Below are 21,913 nucleotides of genomic sequence, written 5' to 3'. Positions count from 1 at the left end.
TCTTTTTGGAAGATACCTTGCATAAGCTGGCATTTACCAGCATGAAAATGCAACCAAAAGTAGTAAATGAGTAGTAAATATAAGCTCCGATATTAACAAGCCAGTCTTTCCAGCTCTGCTTTTGCAGATTGAAATGTACCGTGTGCGTAATAGCCAAGTGTCATGGTTATGTTAGCGTGTCCCATGAGATATTGCAGGGTGTTTGGGTTCATTCCTCTGTTTGCCATATTCGTACAATAAGTATGTCGGAATGAATGTGGTGTGATGTTCGGTAACTTGTCTGTGTGATACTTGTTATACTTCTTAATCAGTCCTCGCACCATGCCCTCATAGTTTCCTGCAACTTTAGGTAAGCCCTCACGGTTCAAGAATAGGAAATTGCTGTAACCACCTACAATCAGCGGTTGTGCTTTTCCTCTGTTCTTTAGTATTCTTTGGATTGCTTGATAAGCACGTTCTGTCAATGGAAGTTCCCGTTTTCCATTTTTGGTCTTTGGCGTTTCAATATAGTAGCCCATTTCGCTATCTTTCAATAACTGGTGGTCTATATTGAGTATTCTATTCTGCATATCAATATGCGTCGTCAATCCGCAAAATTCAGAAATACGAAGTCCCGTTTCCAGCAGAAGCACAACCTCATCATAATACTTGCTGTAAATCTTGTCCTTTTCCATAAAGGCAAGCAGGCGTTCTTCCTGCTCTGGTGTAAGGATAACTTTCTGCTCCGTATCATCTTCCAGAACATCACTTAGCTTAAATTCAAACGGGTTCTTTCTGATACAGTCGTCTTGTATCGCCATGTAAAATGACGCTTTCAAGGAACGCTTGTAGTTATCAATCGTTTTATAGGCATATCCTTTTTCGCTCATTCTGATAGCCCATTCTTTAGCGTCCGACTGCTTAACAGTATCAATCGCCCTCATACCCAACGGGTCATTTTTCAGAGCGTTCATAAGATACTGTCGTCCTTTTTCAGTAGCCCTCTTGATGTTCTTTCTTTGGCTGTTCTTCTTGTCATAAAGCTGGCAGACTGTCATTTTACCACCGACTGTGTCGATACCGTCGTTAAGGTCTTTTTTTATCTGTGCTTCTTTTTCCCTCAACGATATATCATCACGCTTTCCAGCAGGTGTCTTGTCTGTCGGTACAAGTTTCCAAGAATAGATAAATTGTGGCTTTCCGTATATATCGGTATATTTATAAACGTATCTTCCGTCTTTTCGCTGGCTCTCTCCATTACGCAAATTGCGATTTTTACTGTCTTTTCGTTTCACATTAGACATAGTGTAAAGCTCCTTTCCGTCATGGAATGAGCCGTGATACGCTATATCTTATTATACCATATCTACGGCTCAATGACATTAGATTTCGTCCAATGTATCTATGATTTTTTCAAATTGTTTTCGCTTAATCTGAATACGGTTGCCGTTCACGATAACCCAGCCAGCGTCAAGATTTTCTTCGGCTAATTTACGCAATTTCTTTTCGCCAATGCGGAAGTATTTGGACGCTTCTTCAACCGTCAGCGTATATTTTTCCCAAATAGGCACATCAGTATTGTTCATAATCTATGCACCCCCTTTACTGTGTGTCGTTTTTTACAAGCAGGCAGACGGCTTTGGAAAGCTCCATTAGTATCTCAACTATTCCCATTCTTGTGGGCAGAACCGCACCATGCGGACGTATCATTATTCTGTGAGGATAGGTCGTGGCAAAACAACTTTTCCAACAGTCGCTCTCGGATCACTGCGTGGGTCGCTCGCTTTCTTTTGAAAAGGTCGTGGCGTACAGTCCCCGTGGCTCGCCATCTCACAAACGTATCTGTCTGCTTTATTCAGTTGTCAAAGAGCTGTGGCGAAAGCGTGTTGCTTTCATATAAAAGCAGGTGGCAGAGCAGGAAAGAGGGGGGGATATTAAATCATGCTCCGCTAAAAACTGCTTATTCTTCTGGTTCTAAGTCCATATCTTCAATATCAAAACCTAAAATCATTTTGATAAGTGCTTCTCTGATACGTCCTTTTAATTCCATGTCTACAACAATATAAACATTGCCATATTCGTCATAAAGTGAACGTAAACAGCACTTTGATATGTACGGGTCATAAAATGCCAGCAATTTCTCAATCGCTTTTTCGTTTCCGTCCATAGCTGATGAAATCAAGTAATAGGACGGCTTTTTAAATAACTGTTTCATTTTCTAATGTTCCTCCTTGAGTATTTTTTTCATAATTTCCAAAGCGTGATGTCGATTTCTAAATACACCGCTTTGCGTGATTTTCTGCAAGTTGGCAATTTCACTTTCTGTCATTTCCAAAAAGTAATACATCAACAGAGTATTGCGTTTTCTTTCTGGAAGTTTCTTCAATGCTTCTGCCAATTCATCATCAAGGACACGAATATCAATGCCACATACTGAAAAGATTGTATAATCTGTTTCGTAGTCGTCCCAAACAGTCATTTTATCAACAATGACATCTGGCAATTCGCTGAAAGATATTTCTTTATTTTTACGACGGTTTAATTCCTTGTAATAATCTTTCACGACACTACGAACAACTTTCTTTAAACAACTTTCAAAACGACATTGAACTGTTTTCTGGAAGTCAGACGGTTTCATCAATCTCACCTCCTTTCCTTTATGATTTGAAAAGTGTTTATCCCTCTTTCCGCACCATATAAGGACAGCTAGGTGTGATTTAATGACCTCTTTTGAAAAATTTTTAAGTTTTTTTCGGGTATGAAAAAAGCCCGCACAAAACATATAGTCTGTACGAGCTTTTAAAGCTAAATAATATTTATTTTTTAATAGTGTACTGTTAGGTGGAATTAAATTGTAAAGAATTGCACTTAAAACATTCCATAACTCAAGCCCCCTTACAGCAAAATACTATGCAATGCCTAATCGAACTTATTGAGGAAATTTTAAAGTTTCTAATTTTCTTAAAATCAAGGATTTTGTTTGTTCTCTTGAATATCCCATTTCTGCTAATTCATGCAGACATTTGATTATCTGTAAATCTGTTTCTTCTTTCATTTTTGTTATTATACAGCAGTTATCTTTTGTAACAAAAAAATCATTTCCTTTTTTTACGATTAACTCTTTCTTTCTCAGTATTTTATAAGATAATTGAATTGTATGTTTACTAACATTTAATTCTTTACTTAAATTTGTTATTGAAAGTAGCTTTTGACCTGCTTTTAATTTCTGTTGAAAAATTTCTCGTTCTATATAATTTGATATTTGTTGTGCATAAGGGTAAACATCATTAAGATATAACTCCATGTGTATCACTTCCTTTGTTTTATCATCAATAAGCAACTATTCAATGCTTAATGTAAATTATGGACTGTTCCTTTTGGGAATGTAATTGTCAGTCTTGTATATTCCGTTTCTTTAGAAGTAATATCCAATTTCAAACCTAGTCTATCAGATAATTTTTTCGATAAATACAGTCCCATGCCCGTTGCATTTGCCTTGTTTCTGTTAGAACCAGTAAAGCCTTTTTCAAATACACGGGATAAATCAGACGTTTTTATTCCACAGCCATTATCTTCTATCACAAGCAGTATATTTGTTCCGTTGTCTTGACTGTATATCGTCAGTTTGTTTTCCTGCTTGTCAAAATACTTAATCGCATTTTGCACGATTTGAGATAGAATGAATGTCAGCCATTTTTCATCAGTATATACAACATTCTCTATGTCATGGATATTGATAATTACTTTCCTTTCCATAAGTGAATGACGAAATTTCAGAATGACATTATGTATCACTTCGTCTAACTGCAACTGTTTTACAAAATAGTCCTTTTCCGTATTTTCACTCCTTGCATAGTAGAGCATTTGTTCCACCAACTGAAATATCTTGTCTGTTTCTTTTTTTAACGTGTAATTTTTCGTATTATCGAACGTCAAAGACAATGCTCCTATCGGTATTTTAATTTCATGGGCGAAACTTTCCACATATTCTTGATAATCCTGCTTTTCCTCTGTGATTTTACCGATTTCATCATTCATAGATTTGCAGGCTTTTTTTAGTGCGTAGTAATAGGCTTCATTTTGAAATTCTTTTGGCTTTGGTAAAACATCTGCAATATAGTAGGTTTCTTCCAATCCGTCTACTAAATCAATAATATGTTGCGAAGCCTTACGTTTCTTCCGATACAAACACCATTGAAAAAGCCCTTGTATGCTGATGAACAGAATTACCAGCAATACAACAAATAGCGTATCTACACCGTAGAAAATCAAGAGAAATGCTACTAAGGCAAGAAAGAAAAGCTGAAACAATATCTCTGTTATTTTTTCTTCTAAGAATGTAAAAAAGCTCACAGTTTCCAACCCTTTCCTCGTATATTTTCCAATAAATGAACAATACCGATTTCTTTCATTTTCTTTTTTAGACGGGTCATATTAACCAGTAATACATTTTCGTCTAAATAATATTTGTCGTTCCACAGCTTTTCCAATAGTTCTTCCTTACTGATAACTTTATCTTCGTTCATAAAGAAGTAGTATAAAATACGAAATTCATTTCTTGTCAATTCAATGCTTTTCTCTTGATACTTCAAAATAGATAAATGTAAATCAAGGGTACAATCTTTTTTAACAAGCTCACGGAAATTATTCGGGTTTGATAACTGCAATGCACGCTTGATCTTCTCAAGAAGAATAAGCGTGTCATACGGCTTTGTGATAAAGTCAATTCCACCCACTTGAATACTTTTCAATTCGTCAGCATTTGTATCTCTGCTTGTTACAAAGATAATAGGTACTGGCATAGCTTGTTTTATTTTCCTGCATACTTCATAGCCATTTTCATACGGCAGGTTAATATCAAGCAAAACCAGCTCTACGCAATATTGCTTTAATTCCTCTGTCAGATTTTCAAAGTTAGTCAACAAGACTGTTTCATATCCTTGGGTGTTCAATAGTTTAGAAAGCTCCAGACGAGTGATTTCATCATCTTCGATAATTGCTATTCTCATTTCCACACCCCCTTGATTTACCATTATAATAATTCCACAGCAGGAGAGCAAGAAAAATCTAACTCTCCTCATTGATATTTCGTTTGAAACCGATATACGTTGCTATCCAATAAATTCCATAGATAAAGAAGAAAATCGCCAAACCTACTACGAAGTAAATTAAATAACTATACTCACTTTCTAAATAAATTTTATAAACATTATTGACTGATACCAGCATAAAGAAACTTGCAAGAATTGAATAAATAACTGGAACACCAAATAATATTAGTAATTGCTTTCTGATTGTTTTAAATAATGATTTATCATTCACTCCCAATCTTTTTAATGTTTGATAGCGATATTTGTACTTTGTAGAGTCACTTAGTGATTGAATAGCAAGAACTGTTCCAACTGCCGAAATCAAAATAAAGGCAATATAAAGACAAATGCTTGCAATCATAGCGGTCATCGTATTTTGTTCTTCAATAGCAGAACCTCTTACAGAAAGTCTATAATATTGTACGACTGTTTCACCATCATCATTTACTATTACTAATCGATGTTTCAAATCTTGTTTGATTTTTTCTCTAAGTTTTGTATCTGTTTCTTCTATGGTATCTATAATCAGATGTTGCTCAGATACTTCCAAGCCTTGAACATATTCATCAGGCACAATAACAGCAAATCTTCCAGTATTATTTATTTGATACCAATACGTTTTTGTATCAATGCCCTTTAGTTTTAATTCTTTTCCACTTGTCAACTGAATTTTTTCAATATCCTTGTTGTTTTCAACTTTATATAACAAATCTTTGCTAGTTACAAGAAAATACTCGTCATTACTTAATTCTATGGTGTCCATATTCTTTAATTTCAGTATTTCGTTATAATCACTTAATTTCATTACTGGGTCATAATCATAAAATTGCACGTCAAAATAATTCTGCATTTGATGTTTCGGTTCTTTATAAACATCAAATTCGATTGCTTTATTTATTGTATAATCTTCATCAACAACATTCACATATTCTTTAAAATCTTTAAATGGTTGTTTTTCTTCAAACACATGAACATCAAACGGAGCTGTCATTTCTATGCTTGCTTTATACACTCCTTTATTGATACTTGAAAAATTTAAACATAACAAAGAAAGTAATATCAACATGGAAAGTGTCCCGAACGTAAAACTCATTGTTCTTGCTTTTGACGCAAAAGTTCTTGTTACAAAAAGGTTATCTTTTTGATATTTAAGTTTTTTATTTTTCAATAAAACCGACAACAACATATCTGCACAAGTAGCTGATACACCATAAATACTGATAATCAACATCATCATGCTAATCATCAAATACGTAAGAGTTTCTTGTTTACCGCTGTTTTCCATTGTCCAACGTGAAGCCCAAAGCAAAATAGCAGTAATTCCTAATATAACACTAACAATGAAAATAATATTTCTCTTTTTATTGCTACGGAACATTTTCTTTTCATTCTGCTTATCAAAATAAAGAAAATCATGTACCGTCATTTTTCTAATTCTTCGTAAAAGATTAAGCAGAACCAATACGTATATTGCCAAAAAGTAAATAGCAAGCAATCCTATGGAAACAAAATTTATTGAAATAAAGATTACTTCTGGAATACCTAATAAGTTTACAATTACCAATGATACAAATTGACTAAATATGAACCCAAGAGGAATAGCCAAAACCAAAGCACATATCGCTAATAACACATTTTCAATTACAAGCAATCGAGCAATTTCTTTTTTTCTAATTCCAAGAAGCATATATGTTCCAAGCTCTTTGCTTCGCTTTTCAAACATAAATTTTGTGGTGTAGTTAATCAAAAAACAGATAACAAATATAATAACAACATTCACAAAAGCTAGAATATACTTAAACGTATCCATGCCTGTCGATAATTCTATTACTTCTTCAGAACTTGCCACTAAGTTAAAAGCAAATATAAGAGAAAATGCGATAGTAACAGTTATCAAATAAATCAAATAATCTTTAATGCTTCTTTTTGTATTTCTAACCGCTAATTTACCTAACATTTCCCACTTCACCTCCGAGCAAGGTTAATATATCCAGTATTTCATTGAAGAAATCTTTTCTGCTTTTTTCCCCTCTGAAAATTTCATTGAATATTTTACCGTCTTTCAAGAACAAAATACGTTTACAAAAAGACGCACTAAACGGGTCATGTGTTACCATTAAAATAGTAGCCTGCATTTTCTTGTTGATGTCAGACATTGTTTCCAGTAACAATCTGGAAGATTTTGAGTCCAAAGCTCCCGTCGGTTCATCAGCTAATATCAGTTTCGGTTCATTGATTAAGGCTCTTGCACAAGCACAACGCTGTTTTTGTCCGCCAGAAACTTCATAAGGAAATTTCGATAAAATATCACGAATACCCAATTTATCAGCGATAGCATGAACTCGTTTGTCAATATCAGCAGGGTTCTGTTTGTTGATTACCAATGACAAAGAAATGTTTTCTTCAATCGTTAAGGTATCTAAAAGGTTGAAATCTTGAAAAATGAACCCTAGATTTTCACGTCTGAAATCAGCAAAATCTTTATCTTTGATTTTGGTAATATCTTGATTGTTGACTGTAATGTGTCCGCTGGTTACGGTATCAATCGTAGAGATACAGTTTAATAGGGTAGTCTTTCCAGAACCACTAGCTCCCATTATTGCGACAAATTCGCCCTTGTCTACATACATAGAAATACCGTCTACTGCCTTTGTGATATTTCCAGAGTTACCCCCGTAGTATTTTTTTACTTGTTCTAAATTTAAAATGTGTTCCATTAAAATCGCTCCTTTCTTCCTGCCACATTTATTTGTTTTGGAATACGATTAAATTATAGCAAGGGCAGTATTCAATTACACTTACAGTTTTGAAAGTAAACAGAGAGTAAAAGAGCCGTGATAATGCAGATCACAATTCTGTGAAGCATTTTCACGACCCGTTACTTTCATTGTCTAAAAAATTACAATTACAAACCTTTTATAAATAGTCGTAAGAAACCAATTCTTCCATAGGAATACGTGTAGCAAAATGACGTTCTGGGTCTGCTGGTGTTTCTTTCCCATAACCAATGACTAATATATTGACTGGTTCTAAATTATCTGGTAATTGAAATTCTCGTTTGATTACATTTGGTTTAAAAAAGCATACCCAAACTGTACCTAATCCCAACTCTGTTGCCTGCAACATCATGTGGTCTGTCAAAATAGTAGCGTCAATATCTGTTGTCTGTTTGTTATCAAAAGGTCGTTTCCACGCTTTTGAATGGTCTGCACAAACAATAATTGCCAATGGAGCATTATATATATTTCCAGCTTTTGCAATGCTTTTCAATCGTTCTTTGTCCTGCACCACCAACAATTTAACTGGCTGTAAGTTCGCCGCAGTTGGTGCAACATGAGCAGAAGCAAGTATTTTATCCAGCTTTTCTTTTTCTACGGGCTTATCTTCGTATGTTCTAACGGAATATCTCTTTTTTGCAATATCTAATACATTCATTTTTTTAATCTCCTTTGTTCTTGTGAATTAGGTCAACCTATACTATAATTATATCCGTAATAGTCTATTGGACAAGAACGCACTATTTTGTAATATACTACCTAAAAAGAAAGTGAGAGAACATCATGGAAAATAATTGTTGTGGTTTTAGTTGTCCCGTTGAAGCAACCATTCAACTAATCGGCGGAAAATATAAAGCGGTCATTTTATGGCACTTAATGAATAAAACATTACGGTATAGTGAAATTCATAAGCTCATTCCAAAAGCAACAGACAAAATGTTAGCACAACAGCTTCGTGAACTGGAAAAAGACGGATTGATTAACCGTAAGGTTTATCCTGTCGTCCCACCAAAAACAGAGTATTCCTTAACTGAATTTGGAAAAACCTTAACACCAATTCTTGATGAACTTTGTAACTGGGGCGAAAATTATTTACTCCAAAACTGATTGTAAGCCGTGATAATCAGATTTCTCGCTGTGAGTTGTTTACCACGGCGTTTTTATTTACAGCTTAACTTTTGTTTTTTTCGTAATCTTGTAAATATATTCTTCTGGCGTAGGACGTTTATTCCCAAAATACTTTTTGAAATTTGCCTGCACCTCTGGGTCTGTACTGTTCATAGCTTCATCAATCGTCGCTTCAATATCAGCCCGTATATCAGCTAAAGACACACCGCTAGCATTTGCACCTGCTTTCAATGCTTTTTTTATATCTCGTTTTTTAAGTCCTATCAAAATATCACTCCTAAATTAAATTTTCTGTTACACCAAATGCGGTATATTTCCTTTCAAATATACCGCATAAGAAAAAATAAATCAATAAATGAACTCTCTTGATTATCCTACAATCTTCCAGTTACTATCCTTATGTAGCACAAGCTCATACTGTGATACCTGCGTTGCCTTTGTCTGATTATCGAGGAATTTCACGGATACTTTGACTTTCACATTGCCCCCGTCCTTTGTAAAGATAGGGTTTACCAGTTCAGAATAAAGGTAGTCCCTGCCGATAGGTTCAAGCACATTTCCCGATACATAGTAGGCAAGTTCTTTTTCTGTGGCTGTCGGGTACAGCTTAAAGAATGTTTCCAGAAATGCGGCAGCGTCATTGACAGTATCAGCGTCCACGCTTGCGTCGGTTTCTGGTGTTTTAGGCTCATAGTCTGATTTTTCGATTGCTGGTGCAAGGGTAGGGTTCTGCACGATTACCATATCCCCGTCAGCGTCTACATGGACTTTCACGGTATAAGTTGCCTTGACATTGCTTGTCTGTTCTCCGTCTTTTATCTGCTGATCTACTTCGTAGGTGGCAGAAAAAGTGTCCGTTCCCGACTGTTCGATACTCCACACAATCACATCTGTAACCGTGGAGCTGGTCGGTATATCCATTCTGATTGTATCCACATTCAAGTCCTGCAATTCCTTTGTCAGATAACCGCTGATTGCCTGCGTCCTTGCTTCAATCACTTCTTTGCTGTTACTCCATGTGTAATAGGACTTCGCAAAGTTCTTTACGAAATTTTCTATCCCGTTGGTGTCCTGCAAGCGAAGCTCAATGATTTCTTTTTCATGGGTGGTGTGCTGGTCGATAGCGGTAAAATTCTTATACACCCCAAAGCTCACGCTTGCGATAAGCACCACCCACAACGCAATCACGGTTTTCTTATGTGTGCCTACTTTGACAGTACGCACCATTTTTTCTTTGACATTTTCTGTCTGTTTCTTATTCTTCTTAAACATATTTTCAAGTCCTTTCTATTGTTTTACTCGTCCTGCACCGATTAAGTGCTGTTGCCAGTAACTACTGCTTAGGTCTGCATATCCTATCGGGTCGCCTGCATGATATATCTGGTTATTCCCTACATAAATTGCAACGTGCGTTACATAAGTACCAGCGTTATAGGTAGAATGGAAAAACACCAAGTCCCCAGCCTTTGCCTGCGAAAGAGGAAGATGTTGGGTAGCGTCATACTGTGCTTGTGCTGTTCTCGGTAAAGAGATACCAGCTTTTCCATAGCACCATTGAACAAGTCCGCTACAGTCAAAAGAAGTGTTGGGATTGCTACCGCCATAGACATATTTCCAGCCTTGATATTTTAACGCTTCATTCATTACCTTTTGTGCCAGCTCTCCCGATACCTGCGGAACAGTTAAATACTGATTGACTAATTCGACGTAGAACATATTTCCATAGCCATACCGCCAGCCCCCGTTCTTCGCAACGGCTATCGGGTTGGTGTAGGTTACTTTCTTTCCACCCGATTTCTCACGGGCGAAAATCTCTGCAAGATTGTATGTATGTTTCTTTCCTTTACCTGCCACATAGCCCACATAGCCACCGCCATAGTTATAGGACTGTATCGCTACATTCAAATCGTCGATACCTTGATTTTTGCAGGAAGAAAGCAGGGACGCAAAATACTTACACCCCTGCTTGATTGAACTTTCTGTATCTAAGGAATTAGGCGGTAAACCAAGACTTTCCGAACTCTGCATAACATCTTCTGCCGTACCGCCACTTTCTACTTGAATGATAGCCAGCAATACATTGACATACTCGGAAATACCGTATTCTTTGGCATATTTTTCCACCATAGGCTGATGTTTCAAGACTTCTGCGGGTAAGTTCATACCCGTAATGCCAGAAGAAAAATTGCTGTTCTCGTCGTCGCTGTCCGCACTAATGAGGACACCAAAGAAAAGCACCAGAGAAAAGAGGAGAGGAAACAGACTGCCGATAAGAGCGATATGTTTCAGTTTCATTTTTTCTTCTGTCCTTTCTTCGTTACAAGGTTACGGGTTTTCTCTGTGGTCTGCTGGTTCTTCTGGACGCTCTGGGTCTGCTGAACCTTTGTCCTGCGGTCTTTGGTGTAATTCTGGCGTGTTTCCTGCGATACCACTTTTTCTACATTCTGCCTATGTGCTATCTGTGCCGACTGGGTCGCTTTCCTATCAGAAGCACCAGAAGATAACGGACGCTCTTTGATAACAGTTGTCTTGACTGGCTCACTTGCTTTAGAAGTGGTTGCTGTGGCAGGACGTTTGACTTCCTGCATTTTTTCTGCACTCGGCTTTGGAATGGTTGAAGCTGTGGCTGGTCGCTCATGGGGACGGGTAGCTCCCGTTGTCGCTGATCCGTCAGCCTTTCGCTGTGCCTGCCTTGCTTCTTGTGCCTTTTGAAGCTCCATACGCTTGTCAGCGATATTCTGCCTATGCTGTTCTTGCCTTTCCAAGCGTCCCGTTTGTCTGGACAGCTGTTCCTGCACCATGCCACGCTTAAAGTCGGACACGCTGGACTTTGCCTTTTCCTTTGCGGAATACACCGCATAAGCGGTCTGTGTCGGCATATCCTTGATATTCTCTTTGACAGCATTTGCCTTGTCTTTCACTTTATTTTTCGTATCTAAGACAGCCCCCACCTTTGAGCCTGCACGCTGTCCCATGCTGGAAGTAGATGTATTGCCCCGACTGTCTTTTGTGGCTGTGTTCCTTGTCGGTTTTCTGTTTGAAATCGTGCTACCTGCCACCGCACCAGCAACACCGCCAGCAGTAACCGCACCAGCAAGCCGTCTTTCCATACGCCTAGCTCTATGTCGCATAAACAGATATGGTCTGCGGAATATCCTGCGTCCCATGTTTTGACTGTCGCCAGCGTTCAAAGAGAACATACTCATTAAGTCGCCCAGCTTCATGTAGATACCAGCGAAACACACTATCTGTAAGAAAGCTACCATGAAAAACGGATAGTCCGTGGATATGTTATAAAACATACTGGAAATGCTGAACGCCACCGTTACAATGAGCGTTATTCCGGCCCTTGTCATTATGGTATTAAACACCCTTACGATTGCCTGCTTTGCCATGCTTTCATAGCTCGGTATCATAGAAAGTAGAAAACTGATAGGTAAAAACATTGCAAAGATAATAAAAAGTATCTGGCTAAACAACATCATGCCCGTAAGCAAGAATACAAATATCGTTATCCCTAAATTGAAGAACAGTAGGAAGAACACCATACCTAAACGGTTCACGACCTGCGGTATTGTTAGATTGTTGTTGTCATTGTCCTCGATTTCTGTTTTCACGACTTCCTCTCTGGTTTTCCCGTCCTCGTCCTCTGGGCTTGCCGATACAAGAGCTTCGACACGGTCTGTTCCGATTTCCTCTGCGTTGCTGTTACCGAATTGCAGAAGTAGCCACGGCTGTTCCACTTGAATAGAAAATAGGCTGTCCCGTATCAAGTCCACGCTGTCTTTGCCCTCGCTGTCAGAGTTGGGGAGCATGATTTTTGTTCCCAAGTCCAAAGAAGCGGTACTGATGTCGCTTGAAAACTCATTTATCTTTTTGATGTAGTCGGGAGCGTAGGCAATAAATGAAGCGGACAGCACGAACACCACCACAAAGTTGATAACAGCGTGAAGTGCCTTGCTTGTTTCCCGTTTTATCAGTCCCGTATAAGCAACATAAAGTCCCACCACCAAGATAATAAGAAGCAGGAAACCGACATAAAAGCCCGTGGAAGAAAAGCCGTTCTGTGTTACGCCTGCAAGGGTCTGTATGCTCTTTCCGATACTGTCTGCCATATCGTTAATAAAATCAAGTTTATAGGCTTCCTGCACCACATAGCCCGTTGCATTACTCAAATATAAACTGATAGTCCAGACAAAGTTGGTAATGCAATAAAGCCCGTACTGTACTGATTTTCCAATCCCGTCCAGCCAGTTCCACGGAAGCCATGACCAGCTATTATCTACATAAAAATCAAGCTGGTAGTTGGAAAGGGGATATTTTGAGTAAAGATTTTCTGCGTTTATGGTATCGTCCACAAGCCCCGTCGCATGAGCCACCGTCCCCAGAAGTGAAAGCAGGATAAGGGAGAGTGCCACGACAAACAGAGCCATTTTGAGAACGTGAAGTATCTTCTTTTTTGTGAACGCACCTTTTATCCTTTCTTTCATCACTCCACCTCATTTCTCTGTACGGGCGGTCTGGTATCAAAGGCGTGTAGCAGTTCTTCAAAGACTGGGTGTATCTGCACCACACCGACACGCCCGTATAAGTCCTGCAATAAGCATTGTCCGTTTTCCAAATCACGCAAGCGTTTCTGGTTGTTCTCATCGTCCTTGTCGATACCGAAAAACTCTAAGGTCTGTTTTATCTCGTTGATGTCGGTGCTTCTAAAGGCAAACTTCAAGCCGATATTGTTTTTCAGACTTTCTTTTGACACGTCCCCAGAAGATTGTGTAACAAAATAAACGCCTGCCTGCATAGCACGTCCAGCACGAACCAGCTTATTTGATAAAGTTTCGCCTTGTGCCACGTTTAAGAACGCCCACGCTTCGTCCAAATCGACAATCTTAAAAATGCTTCTGTCTGAATGGATAAAATCAAGAGCAAAGGTACTAATCACAATCAGCATAGACACCGACAATAATTCAATGGTCGTGTATTCCTCAAAGGTCGTGTCCTTATCTGGCAATACTAAGTCCGCTACTTGAATGATATTGAGCTGGTTATCAAGGCTGATAGCATTTTCCACCGTACCGTCTGAAAACAGCAGGTGTGCAAAGTCGTAGTCCGTGAAGCTGTCGATATGGTCTGCGATATTTCTTGATACTGGCGTATCTTCACGGCGTAACTCGTCTATCACATGAAGCAAGCCCCGTTTGTCGCTCTGGGTAACGGAACGCACCGCCTTACGAAGTACGGGGAACTTTTCTCCGTCCCTTGAAGAAATACCCGTAAGGAATGTTAAGATGTCGATTGCCAGACTTTCAGCGTCTTTTACATTCTTCATAATCACAAACGGGTCAAGAAGTCCTGCATTGTCCTTGTCGCTTGTTAGGTTTACGATATTGATTTCATGGGCGATTTCTGGGAGCGTTTCTTTCCAGTTGCCACGCTCACTTTTAGGGTCTAACAGAAGTGCTTGACCGCCAAACAGCACCGAATAATACACCAGAAGATTGTTACAGAACGATTTCCCACCGCCAAGCGAACCGACAAAAGCAGACGCTAAAGCGTTGGTAACTGTACCTTTTACACCTTGACTGGCAAGGGACGGTTGCAGGTACACATTTCTTCCCGTATCAACAGAATAGCCCATATAGATACCCGTAGTTTCTCCTAACTGCTGTGTCGCACCAAAACCAAGCCCTGCTAGAAAATCTGATTTTACATACTGCACATAATCATTGATATATCGCTTGCTGGCTGGTAAAAATTCAGAATGAAGCCCCAGCATATCCCCAGCAGGACGCACCAGCTTTACATTGAGGTCGTCGTAAAAGTCCTTGACTTCATCACAACGGCGTTTCAGCTCGTCAAGATCGGGTGCAGACACCCGTATGACGTAGCTTAACTTATACATACTTTCTTTGCTCTGGTCTAAGTCCGTTTCCAGCTCGTCCACGCTATCTAATGCGTCCACCACATTTGAGCTGGTTTCACTTCCTGCTTGATAAGCGTGATTGTCAAGGTCTTTCAATTCCTTTTTCTTGTTGCGGACTGTCGTTAATGCTTTCCGATTTTCCACGATTTCTACATTCATAGAAGTATCAACGGGGAATGTGAATTGCTGTTGCTGGAAATAGAAGATTTCACTTGACGGAAAATCAAGCTCGCCGACAATCGCATTGACGGTAAAATAGGACACATAGCTTTCCTTGTCCTCATGTTCCAATCTTAAATACCGCTGGCTTTCCTCAATCACACACCTTGTCGGACGGATAAGGTCGTAGTATTTTATCAGCGTTTCTTTGTTCAATTTCTTCTTTGGTAGCTGGTACTCATAATCTTCATAAGCGATACCGTCCCTGCCGTAAAGATGTTCCATGAGATACCCAAAATCATTGATTTCCAAGCGACGCACCTTAAAGCGACGGGAGATTTTATTTTCCAGTAACTTTTCCATTTTCATGTAACGGTTGATTTCATCATTCGGCATGGAAACAAAATCATTCATCAGCGTGTGGTTCACTTCATGAAGAAATTCTGTGAACGTCAGCCACGCCGATTTTTTGATGTTCTTCAGATTGAGCTGTTCTTCCGTAACCATGAGCTTAAAGCCAAGAAAAAAGCGGTAGTCCACTTGATTGTCCCCAATCATAGATACTAACGCTTCGGTCTGTTCGTCTATCTTCTGATAGGCAACTTCCTTTAATTTTCCAGTTACCAGCTTCTTTGACTGTTCCTGCATACTGCGGATTGAGCTTTCTGTGGCAATCTGCAACGCATGAATTTTACCCTCACGGGACTGTGCGATAAGCTGTCGGAAACTGTCATGCACGATAAATTTCTGCTCTGCGGATAAGAAAGAATAGTTGTACGGTATCAGCTCATAGTAGGCGAATACCTCATTGTCCTTGTTCCAGACAAGGTTATTGTCAATATATTTTATCGGGAACATAGTTCACACTCCTTACTGCCGTGATTGTTTCATTGAGTATCTGCTTATGCAGTTTTACGGCTTTTCCTGCATAAGTGATTTTAGGTCGCAGGGCATAGGTTATCTGTGATTTCAAAAAGCTGTACGGCTTCTTTCCGTCAAAGGTTTTCTGCGACATAAACCAAGTGAGAGCAACGGGAATACCGAAGTATTTGAGAAATGCTCCCTCAATCATGGAAAGTGGGGGAATATCCCCAAACAGAATGATGATAAATTCCGTAATCACAAACCATGTAATCTGTGTAAAGGTAACGGGAAAGGGCAAGTTAAAGTCATTGATTGCATACAAGACTTTTTCCACGTTCCAGATACCCGTATAAGATTTAATCTTTTTCAAGTTCTTTCAGCTCCTTTCAAAATAGAAAAGGACAGCCATGTTTCAGACTGTCCCTTAAAAGAGAAATACGCTGTCAGTAGCAACAATGCTTGTCGCTGATCTTCCAGCGTTAGTATGGTATCTCGCACATACCTCGGCTTGTTTCAATAAAGTAACCGCCCATATCCAAATCTCGCCCGTAGGCTTCATAGTCAATGTAGTTCTGTAAGCTGGGTGGAATGTCGCCAAGTGCCTGCAATTCGTCTATGTAGTAGTAGGCAACATCTGTCATGGTTTCACAGTCGGGATAATAATAAATATCGTCCTTGTGTTCCACGACTTCTTCCAGAGTCCCGTAGTGGCTGATAAATTCGTCCAGACACTCTACGATATAGTCGGGAAGTTCCTCTATCATTTCATACATCTCATTAAGTTCTTCAATGGAAACATACTCGCCAATCGCAATGGGAAAGTTATCGGTATCATGGATTGCGTATTCCTCATACTGTTCATTCAATCCGATTTTTTCTTTCACATCTTCCTCGTCAATGGGGAACGTGAACCAAGCACCAACTAAATAGCCCTCATTGTATTTGCCAAGATTAGCAATGTAAACCGCCATATCATCAATCATAAGCACCACCTCATTTCCTACTCTGGCAGTTCAAAAATACCGTGTTCTGTTACTAAAAATTTCCCGTGTTCCTGCAAGTGAGAAGCGTAGGCTTCAAAGTCAAAATAGTATTCTTGACAGTCCTCGGATAAATGTTTGAACGTCGGGTCGTTCATCAGCTTTTGCCTTGCAACATCTATCATGCTTTTGCAGTCGGGATAAACGGTAATCACGTTCCTGCAAATATAAAGTGCTTCTAAATTTTCACACACGGTAAGAAGTGCTGTATATTCTTCCTGCATATCGCTTGAAAGCTGGCGGTACATAAAATCTAATTCGTTGAGCTGATACACACTTGTATGTTCGTGGATTTCATCAGCAAAGGGCAGTACCTTTTCGATAATACAATAATCTTGACTTTCTGCACCGACACCTAACTTTTCTTCAAACTCGGCAACATCTATCGGCAGGTCGAACCAGTATGATGTTGTTTCTTCGCCAGTTGTTCCTTTCGTTTCCACCAGCACCCTTGTTTCCTGCATTGTTCCTCACGTCCTTTCTGTTGTTTCATCACATCTTTTAAGGTCTGGTACGACATACCAAACACATATTTAGAAAAATCTTCTAACTGTCTTTCTTCATGATCGGCAGGGTTCAGTCGTTTCATTTCATGCCACACCTTACGCTTGTAAGAGGGCAGGTCGGAAAGATAATCACAGCCGACTTTTGCCTGCATATCCTTAAAAATATCGTTCATTTCATCACTCCAATCTGAAATTTTGGTAAGAAAAAAGCAGTCAATCCTAAGACTAACTGCTTTGTGTGTATAGATATAATTTGATTAAGTTTTAAAACCAGCTTATTTTTTCATCTCTAAATTGAGGGCTATCGCTGTGCTGATATGGATTGTAGTTATTCAAATTGCAACCATATTCTTTTAATGATTTGATTTTGTTATCTTCTGTCCATTCAATTAAGGAAATACCGTCAAATTCTTCAACACTTCCCGTATTCATTTCATTTTTAAAATACCATTCTACGACAGTTTGATTTTCTTTATGAAAGAACTGTTTAATATCCCAAATAATGACTTTACCACGAGTATTCCATTCATTAAACCAATGTTTTACTGTTTTAAGATTTTTATATTTAGGACACCAACTTTCCGTATAAACAACATCTTCTGTAAAAATTTTATCCATTCCTAAATCTTGCTGTTTAAGCCACATATCGAACCATAAGCGAATGATTTTTTCTCTCTCATTCATAATAAAACACCTCAATCCTAAGACCAATTACTTTGTAAATAATGAAGTTGAAAATTTATTTTATAGAATTTTTGCCATATAAAACTCATCAACAAAGGAACCAGCAACAAACATTGATTTTTTTCTTATTCCTTCAATTTTAAAACCATTTTTTTCATACAAATTTTTTGCAGTATTATTACAACATTCAACTGTCAGTTCCAAACGGACAATATTATTTGTTTTAGCCCATAAATCTAAATTATTAAAAAAAGTAGTTCCAATACCTTTTCCTCTATATTTTTTTAAGATACCTATAACAATATATGCAGTATGAAAATTTCTTTCAAATTTTCCTCTTTCTGCTCTAATATAACCAACTATTTTGTCATTTTCTGTTGCCACTTGCAAAAAATCAAAACCTTGAATTACATTGTCTTGAATATCTAATTTTAATTCTTGAATAGTAGTTTTCGCTTTTCTTTCATTTGGTTCGTACATCATGTAATCTGTTTCAGTATCTAAACGATTTAATAACTCCCAAAAATCTTTTATTCTATTGATTTCCAATTTGCTATAAATAATCATATTTTCAACCTCAAATCGTATTCACTTTATTTCATATTCTAAATTATACCATTCTCATATCAGCACAACAATAAAATTTTATGCACCGATAATCTTATTGAACAGCTCTAACAGTACATCTTTCACACCGCCAGCGTTGAATACCAAACCAACAGCAATCAAGGCAACTACCAAGAAGCCGATAAGTTTGGAAAACTCACGCTTGAACCCTAAGTAGATACCGATAACCACGATTGCCATAAGCACTAAGCTCTGTGCGTTTGATAAAAACCATTGATATATGGATAGGTAAGTTCCTGATATTATAAATATCTCAAACTTTTCCCCCCATTCACACGGAGCGTGCGACTTTCACCGCACTCCGCGTTCCATCGTGTTTATATTGAAAAGTATTTATGTAGTAGACCTATATCAAGTTTAATTCTTGATTGCCAGCTAATACTCTATATTTATTTAGTCTTATGAGCTGGACTTTATTTAGTTTCAATAGAGCTATATATTTTTGTATTGTTTCTTCTGTTTTTGCGTGTATTAGACGATGTACCGCCTCTTTTACCAAAATAAGATTTTTATAATCGTCATTACCACCAGCCCTAGTTGGTACAATATGATGACAGTGTATTTCATTAGCTTGTTGAAATTCTTCCAGAGTTATAGCACATTTTCCATGTTGGGCAGAAAATAGCGAAATTCGATTGTCTGCGTATTCTATTGTGCGATTTTCCAAAGATAATTTCATCAACTGATACATCAGTAATTTATCAACACTTAGATTGGTATGGATAAATTTTCTTCCCTCTGGAGTATAGCAGTTTGCTGAATACACTTTTGCCATTGGTTTTCTGTGTTGGATATATCCAACAGGGAATATAGGTTCGCCCTCGCCAGCAACATATCGAAGCATTTTAGATTTACCATATCTTGTTGCTTCTTTTGTTGTAAGTTGTCTGCCTGTTTTTCTCAATCTGCCCTTTTTGCTTGCACCTAATCTGTTAGTGAAGATAGCCATTACAGCTCTATTAAGTTTCATACAATCCAGATTTACATTTGTTGCAATCTGATAATAATTTTGCATACCTAATACCATTGAATTATAAAGTCTTATTTCCTCTAATTCTGTTTTTCCCTTTGAGGGAGAAGCAATTTTCTTTGCCTGTGATACCAGCTTGTCTTTTTGGGTCTTGAATTGTTTATCACTTATATGTGATTTAACAACTAACTTCTTTCTTCTCGGTATCATTTTAATCTTGAAACCAAGAAAGTCGGAGTATCTTTTTCTAACATTTACAATTCTTGTTTTTTCTTGTGATACTTCCAATTTTAGTCGTTGCTCGATCCATTGAGTAATTGCTATTTTGGTTTTTTCAGCACTTTCTTTGTAGCGACAGAAAACTCTAAAATCATCTGCATAACGAACCATATACATTTCCTTTAACTTTGTTTTCTTCATTTCTTTGTAAGCGTTGCTTTTACATGGGCTACCGCTTTTATTGATATGAACCACATAGTTTTTTGTAACAGGATTTTCATGCCATTGACTTTCTACCCAATGGTCTAACTCATTAAGAACAATGTTGGCTAGTAGTGGGGATATAATTCCCCCCTGTGGAGTTCCTTTCTCTGGATATGTTATTGTGCCGTCAGGCATTTTAATTGGAGCTTTTAATATCCTTTTTAAAATGAATATCAAGTGCTTGTCCCGTATTCCCATAGCCCATATCTGTTTTATCAGTTTGGAATGGTTCACGTTGTCAAAGAAACCCTTAATATCAAATTCAATCACATAATGTAGCTGGCTGATTTGTAGGCGGTTATAGGTTGCTTTTATTGCATTTTCAACCGACCTATTAGGTCTGAAACCGTAGCTGTTTTCACTAAATTTAGCTTCGCAGATTGGTTCTAATACTTGTTTGATACATTGTTGTATAAGCCTGTCCCACATACAAGGAATGCCTAGAGGTCTGGTTTTCCCATTTGGTTTTGGTATTTCTTTTCGCCTTACTGGCTTAGGTCGATACCCGTGCGGAGTGCCTGCGACAATATATCTTACCTTTTTGACAACTGTTTCTGCTGGCAATTTGCCAATATCTTTAATTATTGTACCGTCTGTTCCTGCTGTCTTACTGCCTGCATTTGCTTTGATATTTCGATATGCCAGTAATATATTTTCTCTCGATAGGATAATATCCATAAGATGAGTGAAAATATCTCCATTCTTACTTTTGGCATATAAATCATCAAAGGTGTTTTGCATTTCGTAATATTCAGCGTGTCTTAAATCTTCTACACACAATGTTTCATTTTTATTTTTAGGCATAAGGCTTCACTCCTTTGCTTGAAATTGAGTGAGCTTTTTTATCTTACTCGTAATCCTTATTAAAGCAACATAATACTTTTCTAATATATACACGACTTGAGGGTATTCCTCCATTCCCATTACAAGAATTTCTTAGGTTCGCCCTCTGCTTTTCAGCATTGGTTCAACTGCTTATTGTTCTTCGTCAGCTTATTCTCTTGATGAGAACCCAATACCTTTCCTCGTTCCGATAATCTTATCTATACATATATATCCTTAGGTCACTAGCTATAAGCCTGCTGGCTTGATACCGCCTGTAACGGTATATGGCATTTCATAACCTATATTCTTACTTTGCCACACCAGCTACGATTTCTCGTACCTTTGCATTTCTACAAAGTACAAATTTAGACCCGTACATTCGCTGTTTCGTCAGTCCCTTGTGGAACATTCTAACCATAGATATTTTATAGACCCCCGACCTGTTGGATACGCTACCCACCTCTGGATAGTTTTCGATAGAAGATATATGTTCATCAACTATTACGGTATCTTTCAGCCGTCTTTACCGAGCTTCAAACATTCTGAGTTTCCTCATTCAATGCTTGTCGGAGGCTCAGGGCAGGCGTTTCAGAGCGTTACTTCATCATTCCACCTGTCAGATTATCAGTTCTCCTAATAATCAAACTTTTTCGTTCTTTTATTAGTGCCTTAGCTTTTCACTAAGGAACGAGTCGCACATAAATTTTGTCCGAAATTCATTTAATTGTCCTCACTTTCTTTTAATTGTTTCATTTCACAGTCAGCTTCTTTGCCGACATTCAAAATACACATCAAGACTACGCCGATACCCATTCCCATAGATACCAGCAGGAAGTCTTTTAATAATACCCACATTTT

The 21,913-nt window shown here is 38.0% G+C and carries 25 protein-coding genes; 1 reads left to right on the top strand and 24 read right to left on the bottom strand.

Annotated elements, in window-relative coordinates:
- Positions 1 to 92 precede the first annotated feature (92 nt).
- From AB5618_RS06680 to AB5618_RS06635, 10 genes are all read right to left on the bottom strand, one after another.
- Positions 93 to 1,283 (bottom strand): tyrosine-type recombinase/integrase, encoded by a 1,191-nt coding sequence (locus AB5618_RS06680; RefSeq protein WP_002322729.1) that lies wholly within the window; start codon positions 1,281 to 1,283, stop codon positions 93 to 95.
- Between the two features lie 78 nt (positions 1,284 to 1,361).
- Positions 1,362 to 1,565, bottom strand: coding sequence for an excisionase (locus AB5618_RS06675; RefSeq protein ID WP_002322728.1), 204 nt, complete (start codon positions 1,563 to 1,565; stop codon positions 1,362 to 1,364).
- A gap of 374 nt (positions 1,566 to 1,939) precedes the next feature.
- Positions 1,940 to 2,194 carry a helix-turn-helix domain-containing protein gene (locus AB5618_RS06670; protein ID WP_002322727.1) on the bottom strand — a complete coding sequence of 85 codons (255 nt, stop codon included), beginning with the start codon at positions 2,192 to 2,194 and terminating at the stop codon, positions 1,940 to 1,942.
- Positions 2,195 to 2,197: 3 nt separating this feature from the next.
- On the bottom strand, positions 2,198 to 2,617 hold the full coding sequence (locus tag AB5618_RS06665) for an RNA polymerase sigma factor (protein ID WP_002322726.1): 420 nt from the start codon (positions 2,615 to 2,617) through the stop codon (positions 2,198 to 2,200).
- Between the two features lie 291 nt (positions 2,618 to 2,908).
- Positions 2,909 to 3,283 (bottom strand): GntR family transcriptional regulator, encoded by a 375-nt coding sequence (locus tag AB5618_RS06660; RefSeq protein WP_002323006.1) that lies wholly within the window; start codon positions 3,281 to 3,283, stop codon positions 2,909 to 2,911.
- A gap of 47 nt (positions 3,284 to 3,330) precedes the next feature.
- Positions 3,331 to 4,332: a sensor histidine kinase gene (locus AB5618_RS06655; protein ID WP_002323005.1), complete on the bottom strand. Its 1,002-nt coding sequence runs from the start codon at positions 4,330 to 4,332 to the stop codon at positions 3,331 to 3,333.
- Positions 4,329 to 4,988 carry a DNA-binding response regulator gene (locus AB5618_RS06650; protein ID WP_009264385.1) on the bottom strand — a complete coding sequence of 220 codons (660 nt, stop codon included), beginning with the start codon at positions 4,986 to 4,988 and terminating at the stop codon, positions 4,329 to 4,331. The genes AB5618_RS06655 and AB5618_RS06650 overlap by 4 nt, the downstream gene beginning before the upstream one ends.
- Before the next feature lie 58 nt (positions 4,989 to 5,046).
- Positions 5,047 to 7,026 carry an ABC transporter permease gene (locus AB5618_RS06645; RefSeq protein WP_002323003.1) on the bottom strand — a complete coding sequence of 660 codons (1,980 nt, stop codon included), beginning with the start codon at positions 7,024 to 7,026 and terminating at the stop codon, positions 5,047 to 5,049.
- Positions 7,016 to 7,786 carry an ABC transporter ATP-binding protein gene (locus AB5618_RS06640; RefSeq protein ID WP_002323002.1) on the bottom strand — a complete coding sequence of 257 codons (771 nt, stop codon included), beginning with the start codon at positions 7,784 to 7,786 and terminating at the stop codon, positions 7,016 to 7,018. The genes AB5618_RS06645 and AB5618_RS06640 overlap by 11 nt, the downstream gene beginning before the upstream one ends.
- 199 nt (positions 7,787 to 7,985) lie before the next feature.
- The gene (locus tag AB5618_RS06635; protein ID WP_003436077.1) at positions 7,986 to 8,504 is read right to left on the bottom strand and encodes a nitroreductase family protein; all 519 of its coding nucleotides are present in this window, start codon (positions 8,502 to 8,504) and stop codon (positions 7,986 to 7,988) included.
- A gap of 125 nt (positions 8,505 to 8,629) precedes the next feature.
- Here AB5618_RS06635 and AB5618_RS06630 point away from each other — a divergent pair, with 125 nt between their 5' ends.
- Positions 8,630 to 8,953: a helix-turn-helix domain-containing protein gene (locus AB5618_RS06630; RefSeq protein WP_003436079.1), complete on the top strand. Its 324-nt coding sequence runs from the start codon at positions 8,630 to 8,632 to the stop codon at positions 8,951 to 8,953.
- 57 nt (positions 8,954 to 9,010) lie between these two features.
- Here the strand turns inward: AB5618_RS06630 and AB5618_RS06625 are convergent, their stop codons facing one another.
- The 14 genes from AB5618_RS06625 to AB5618_RS06560 form a co-directional block, all read right to left on the bottom strand.
- Positions 9,011 to 9,241, bottom strand: a complete 231-nt coding sequence (locus tag AB5618_RS06625; protein ID WP_002322999.1) for a hypothetical protein — start codon at positions 9,239 to 9,241, stop codon at positions 9,011 to 9,013.
- 102 nt (positions 9,242 to 9,343) lie between these two features.
- Positions 9,344 to 10,246 (bottom strand): conjugal transfer protein, encoded by a 903-nt coding sequence (locus AB5618_RS06620; RefSeq protein ID WP_032544460.1) that lies wholly within the window; start codon positions 10,244 to 10,246, stop codon positions 9,344 to 9,346.
- A 15-nt stretch (positions 10,247 to 10,261) separates the two neighbouring features.
- Complete coding sequence (locus AB5618_RS06615) at positions 10,262 to 11,269, bottom strand: lysozyme family protein (protein ID WP_368366589.1); 1,008 nt, start codon at positions 11,267 to 11,269, stop codon at positions 10,262 to 10,264.
- On the bottom strand, positions 11,266 to 13,464 hold the full coding sequence (locus AB5618_RS06610) for a CD3337/EF1877 family mobilome membrane protein (protein WP_021390039.1): 2,199 nt from the start codon (positions 13,462 to 13,464) through the stop codon (positions 11,266 to 11,268). The genes AB5618_RS06615 and AB5618_RS06610 overlap by 4 nt, the downstream gene beginning before the upstream one ends.
- Positions 13,464 to 15,914, bottom strand: a complete 2,451-nt coding sequence (locus AB5618_RS06605) for an ATP-binding protein (protein WP_368366588.1) — start codon at positions 15,912 to 15,914, stop codon at positions 13,464 to 13,466. Before AB5618_RS06605 ends, AB5618_RS06610 begins: the two co-directional genes overlap by 1 nt.
- Positions 15,892 to 16,290 (bottom strand): conjugal transfer protein, encoded by a 399-nt coding sequence (locus AB5618_RS06600; RefSeq protein ID WP_003061368.1) that lies wholly within the window; start codon positions 16,288 to 16,290, stop codon positions 15,892 to 15,894. Before AB5618_RS06600 ends, AB5618_RS06605 begins: the two co-directional genes overlap by 23 nt.
- Before the next feature lie 109 nt (positions 16,291 to 16,399).
- Positions 16,400 to 16,903 carry an antirestriction protein ArdA gene (locus AB5618_RS06595; protein ID WP_008977178.1) on the bottom strand — a complete coding sequence of 168 codons (504 nt, stop codon included), beginning with the start codon at positions 16,901 to 16,903 and terminating at the stop codon, positions 16,400 to 16,402.
- Between the two features lie 17 nt (positions 16,904 to 16,920).
- Positions 16,921 to 17,424, bottom strand: a complete 504-nt coding sequence (locus AB5618_RS06590; protein ID WP_002322991.1) for an antirestriction protein ArdA — start codon at positions 17,422 to 17,424, stop codon at positions 16,921 to 16,923.
- Positions 17,343 to 17,639, bottom strand: coding sequence for a hypothetical protein (locus AB5618_RS06585; protein WP_032544498.1), 297 nt, complete (start codon positions 17,637 to 17,639; stop codon positions 17,343 to 17,345). Before AB5618_RS06585 ends, AB5618_RS06590 begins: the two co-directional genes overlap by 82 nt.
- A gap of 91 nt (positions 17,640 to 17,730) precedes the next feature.
- Positions 17,731 to 18,150: a nuclear transport factor 2 family protein gene (locus AB5618_RS06580; protein ID WP_002322990.1), complete on the bottom strand. Its 420-nt coding sequence runs from the start codon at positions 18,148 to 18,150 to the stop codon at positions 17,731 to 17,733.
- 60 nt (positions 18,151 to 18,210) lie between these two features.
- Positions 18,211 to 18,717 (bottom strand): GNAT family N-acetyltransferase, encoded by a 507-nt coding sequence (locus AB5618_RS06575; RefSeq protein WP_002322989.1) that lies wholly within the window; start codon positions 18,715 to 18,717, stop codon positions 18,211 to 18,213.
- A gap of 78 nt (positions 18,718 to 18,795) precedes the next feature.
- Positions 18,796 to 19,020, bottom strand: a complete 225-nt coding sequence (locus tag AB5618_RS06570; protein WP_032548346.1) for a hypothetical protein — start codon at positions 19,018 to 19,020, stop codon at positions 18,796 to 18,798.
- Positions 19,021 to 19,123: 103 nt separating this feature from the next.
- A complete protein-coding gene (gene ltrA / locus AB5618_RS06565; protein WP_003436850.1) occupies positions 19,124 to 21,034 on the bottom strand; it encodes a group II intron reverse transcriptase/maturase in 1,911 nt (636 codons plus the stop codon).
- 741 nt (positions 21,035 to 21,775) lie between these two features.
- Complete coding sequence (locus AB5618_RS06560; RefSeq protein WP_002322987.1) at positions 21,776 to 21,910, bottom strand: DUF3789 domain-containing protein; 135 nt, start codon at positions 21,908 to 21,910, stop codon at positions 21,776 to 21,778.
- Between the last annotated feature and the right edge of the window lie 3 nt (positions 21,911 to 21,913).

Origin of the sequence: Ruminococcus sp. J1101004sp1_RTP21198st1_B9_RTP21198_201120 (assembly GCF_040924245.1) — a bacterium.
Lineage (GTDB): Bacteria > Bacillota > Clostridia > Lachnospirales > Lachnospiraceae > Blautia_A > Blautia_A faecis.
This window is presented reverse-complemented; position numbering and strand designations above follow the sequence as displayed.

What these genes read in the sequence shown, in the direction of transcription:
- AB5618_RS06670 (WP_002322727.1), bottom strand. Translation starts at nt 2,194, where the DNA reads ATGAAACAGTTATTTAAAAAGCCGTCCTATTACTTGATTTCATCAGCT.
- AB5618_RS06640 (WP_002323002.1), bottom strand. Translation starts at nt 7,786, where the DNA reads ATGGAACACATTTTAAATTTAGAACAAGTAAAAAAATACTACGGGGGT.
- ltrA (WP_003436850.1), bottom strand. Translation starts at nt 21,034, where the DNA reads ATGCCTAAAAATAAAAATGAAACATTGTGTGTAGAAGATTTAAGACAC.
- AB5618_RS06585 (WP_032544498.1), bottom strand. Translation starts at nt 17,639, where the DNA reads ATGAACGATATTTTTAAGGATATGCAGGCAAAAGTCGGCTGTGATTAT.
- AB5618_RS06665 (WP_002322726.1), bottom strand. Translation starts at nt 2,617, where the DNA reads ATGAAACCGTCTGACTTCCAGAAAACAGTTCAATGTCGTTTTGAAAGT.
- AB5618_RS06615 (WP_368366589.1), bottom strand. Translation starts at nt 11,269, where the DNA reads ATGAAACTGAAACATATCGCTCTTATCGGCAGTCTGTTTCCTCTCCTC.
- AB5618_RS06590 (WP_002322991.1), bottom strand. Translation starts at nt 17,424, where the DNA reads ATGCAGGAAACAAGGGTGCTGGTGGAAACGAAAGGAACAACTGGCGAA.
- AB5618_RS06645 (WP_002323003.1), bottom strand. Translation starts at nt 7,026, where the DNA reads ATGTTAGGTAAATTAGCGGTTAGAAATACAAAAAGAAGCATTAAAGAT.
- AB5618_RS06660 (WP_002323006.1), bottom strand. Translation starts at nt 3,283, where the DNA reads ATGGAGTTATATCTTAATGATGTTTACCCTTATGCACAACAAATATCA.
- AB5618_RS06575 (WP_002322989.1), bottom strand. Translation starts at nt 18,717, where the DNA reads ATGATTATTTATAGCAAATTGGAAATCAATAGAATAAAAGATTTTTGG.
- AB5618_RS06630 (WP_003436079.1), top strand. Translation starts at nt 8,630, where the DNA reads ATGGAAAATAATTGTTGTGGTTTTAGTTGTCCCGTTGAAGCAACCATT.
- AB5618_RS06650 (WP_009264385.1), bottom strand. Translation starts at nt 4,988, where the DNA reads ATGAGAATAGCAATTATCGAAGATGATGAAATCACTCGTCTGGAGCTT.
- AB5618_RS06560 (WP_002322987.1), bottom strand. Translation starts at nt 21,910, where the DNA reads ATGTGGGTATTATTAAAAGACTTCCTGCTGGTATCTATGGGAATGGGT.
- AB5618_RS06605 (WP_368366588.1), bottom strand. Translation starts at nt 15,914, where the DNA reads ATGTTCCCGATAAAATATATTGACAATAACCTTGTCTGGAACAAGGAC.
- AB5618_RS06635 (WP_003436077.1), bottom strand. Translation starts at nt 8,504, where the DNA reads ATGAATGTATTAGATATTGCAAAAAAGAGATATTCCGTTAGAACATAC.
- AB5618_RS06595 (WP_008977178.1), bottom strand. Translation starts at nt 16,903, where the DNA reads ATGATTGATGATATGGCGGTTTACATTGCTAATCTTGGCAAATACAAT.
- AB5618_RS06620 (WP_032544460.1), bottom strand. Translation starts at nt 10,246, where the DNA reads ATGTTTAAGAAGAATAAGAAACAGACAGAAAATGTCAAAGAAAAAATG.
- AB5618_RS06675 (WP_002322728.1), bottom strand. Translation starts at nt 1,565, where the DNA reads ATGAACAATACTGATGTGCCTATTTGGGAAAAATATACGCTGACGGTT.
- AB5618_RS06580 (WP_002322990.1), bottom strand. Translation starts at nt 18,150, where the DNA reads ATGAATGAGAGAGAAAAAATCATTCGCTTATGGTTCGATATGTGGCTT.
- AB5618_RS06680 (WP_002322729.1), bottom strand. Translation starts at nt 1,283, where the DNA reads ATGTCTAATGTGAAACGAAAAGACAGTAAAAATCGCAATTTGCGTAAT.
- AB5618_RS06610 (WP_021390039.1), bottom strand. Translation starts at nt 13,464, where the DNA reads ATGAAAGAAAGGATAAAAGGTGCGTTCACAAAAAAGAAGATACTTCAC.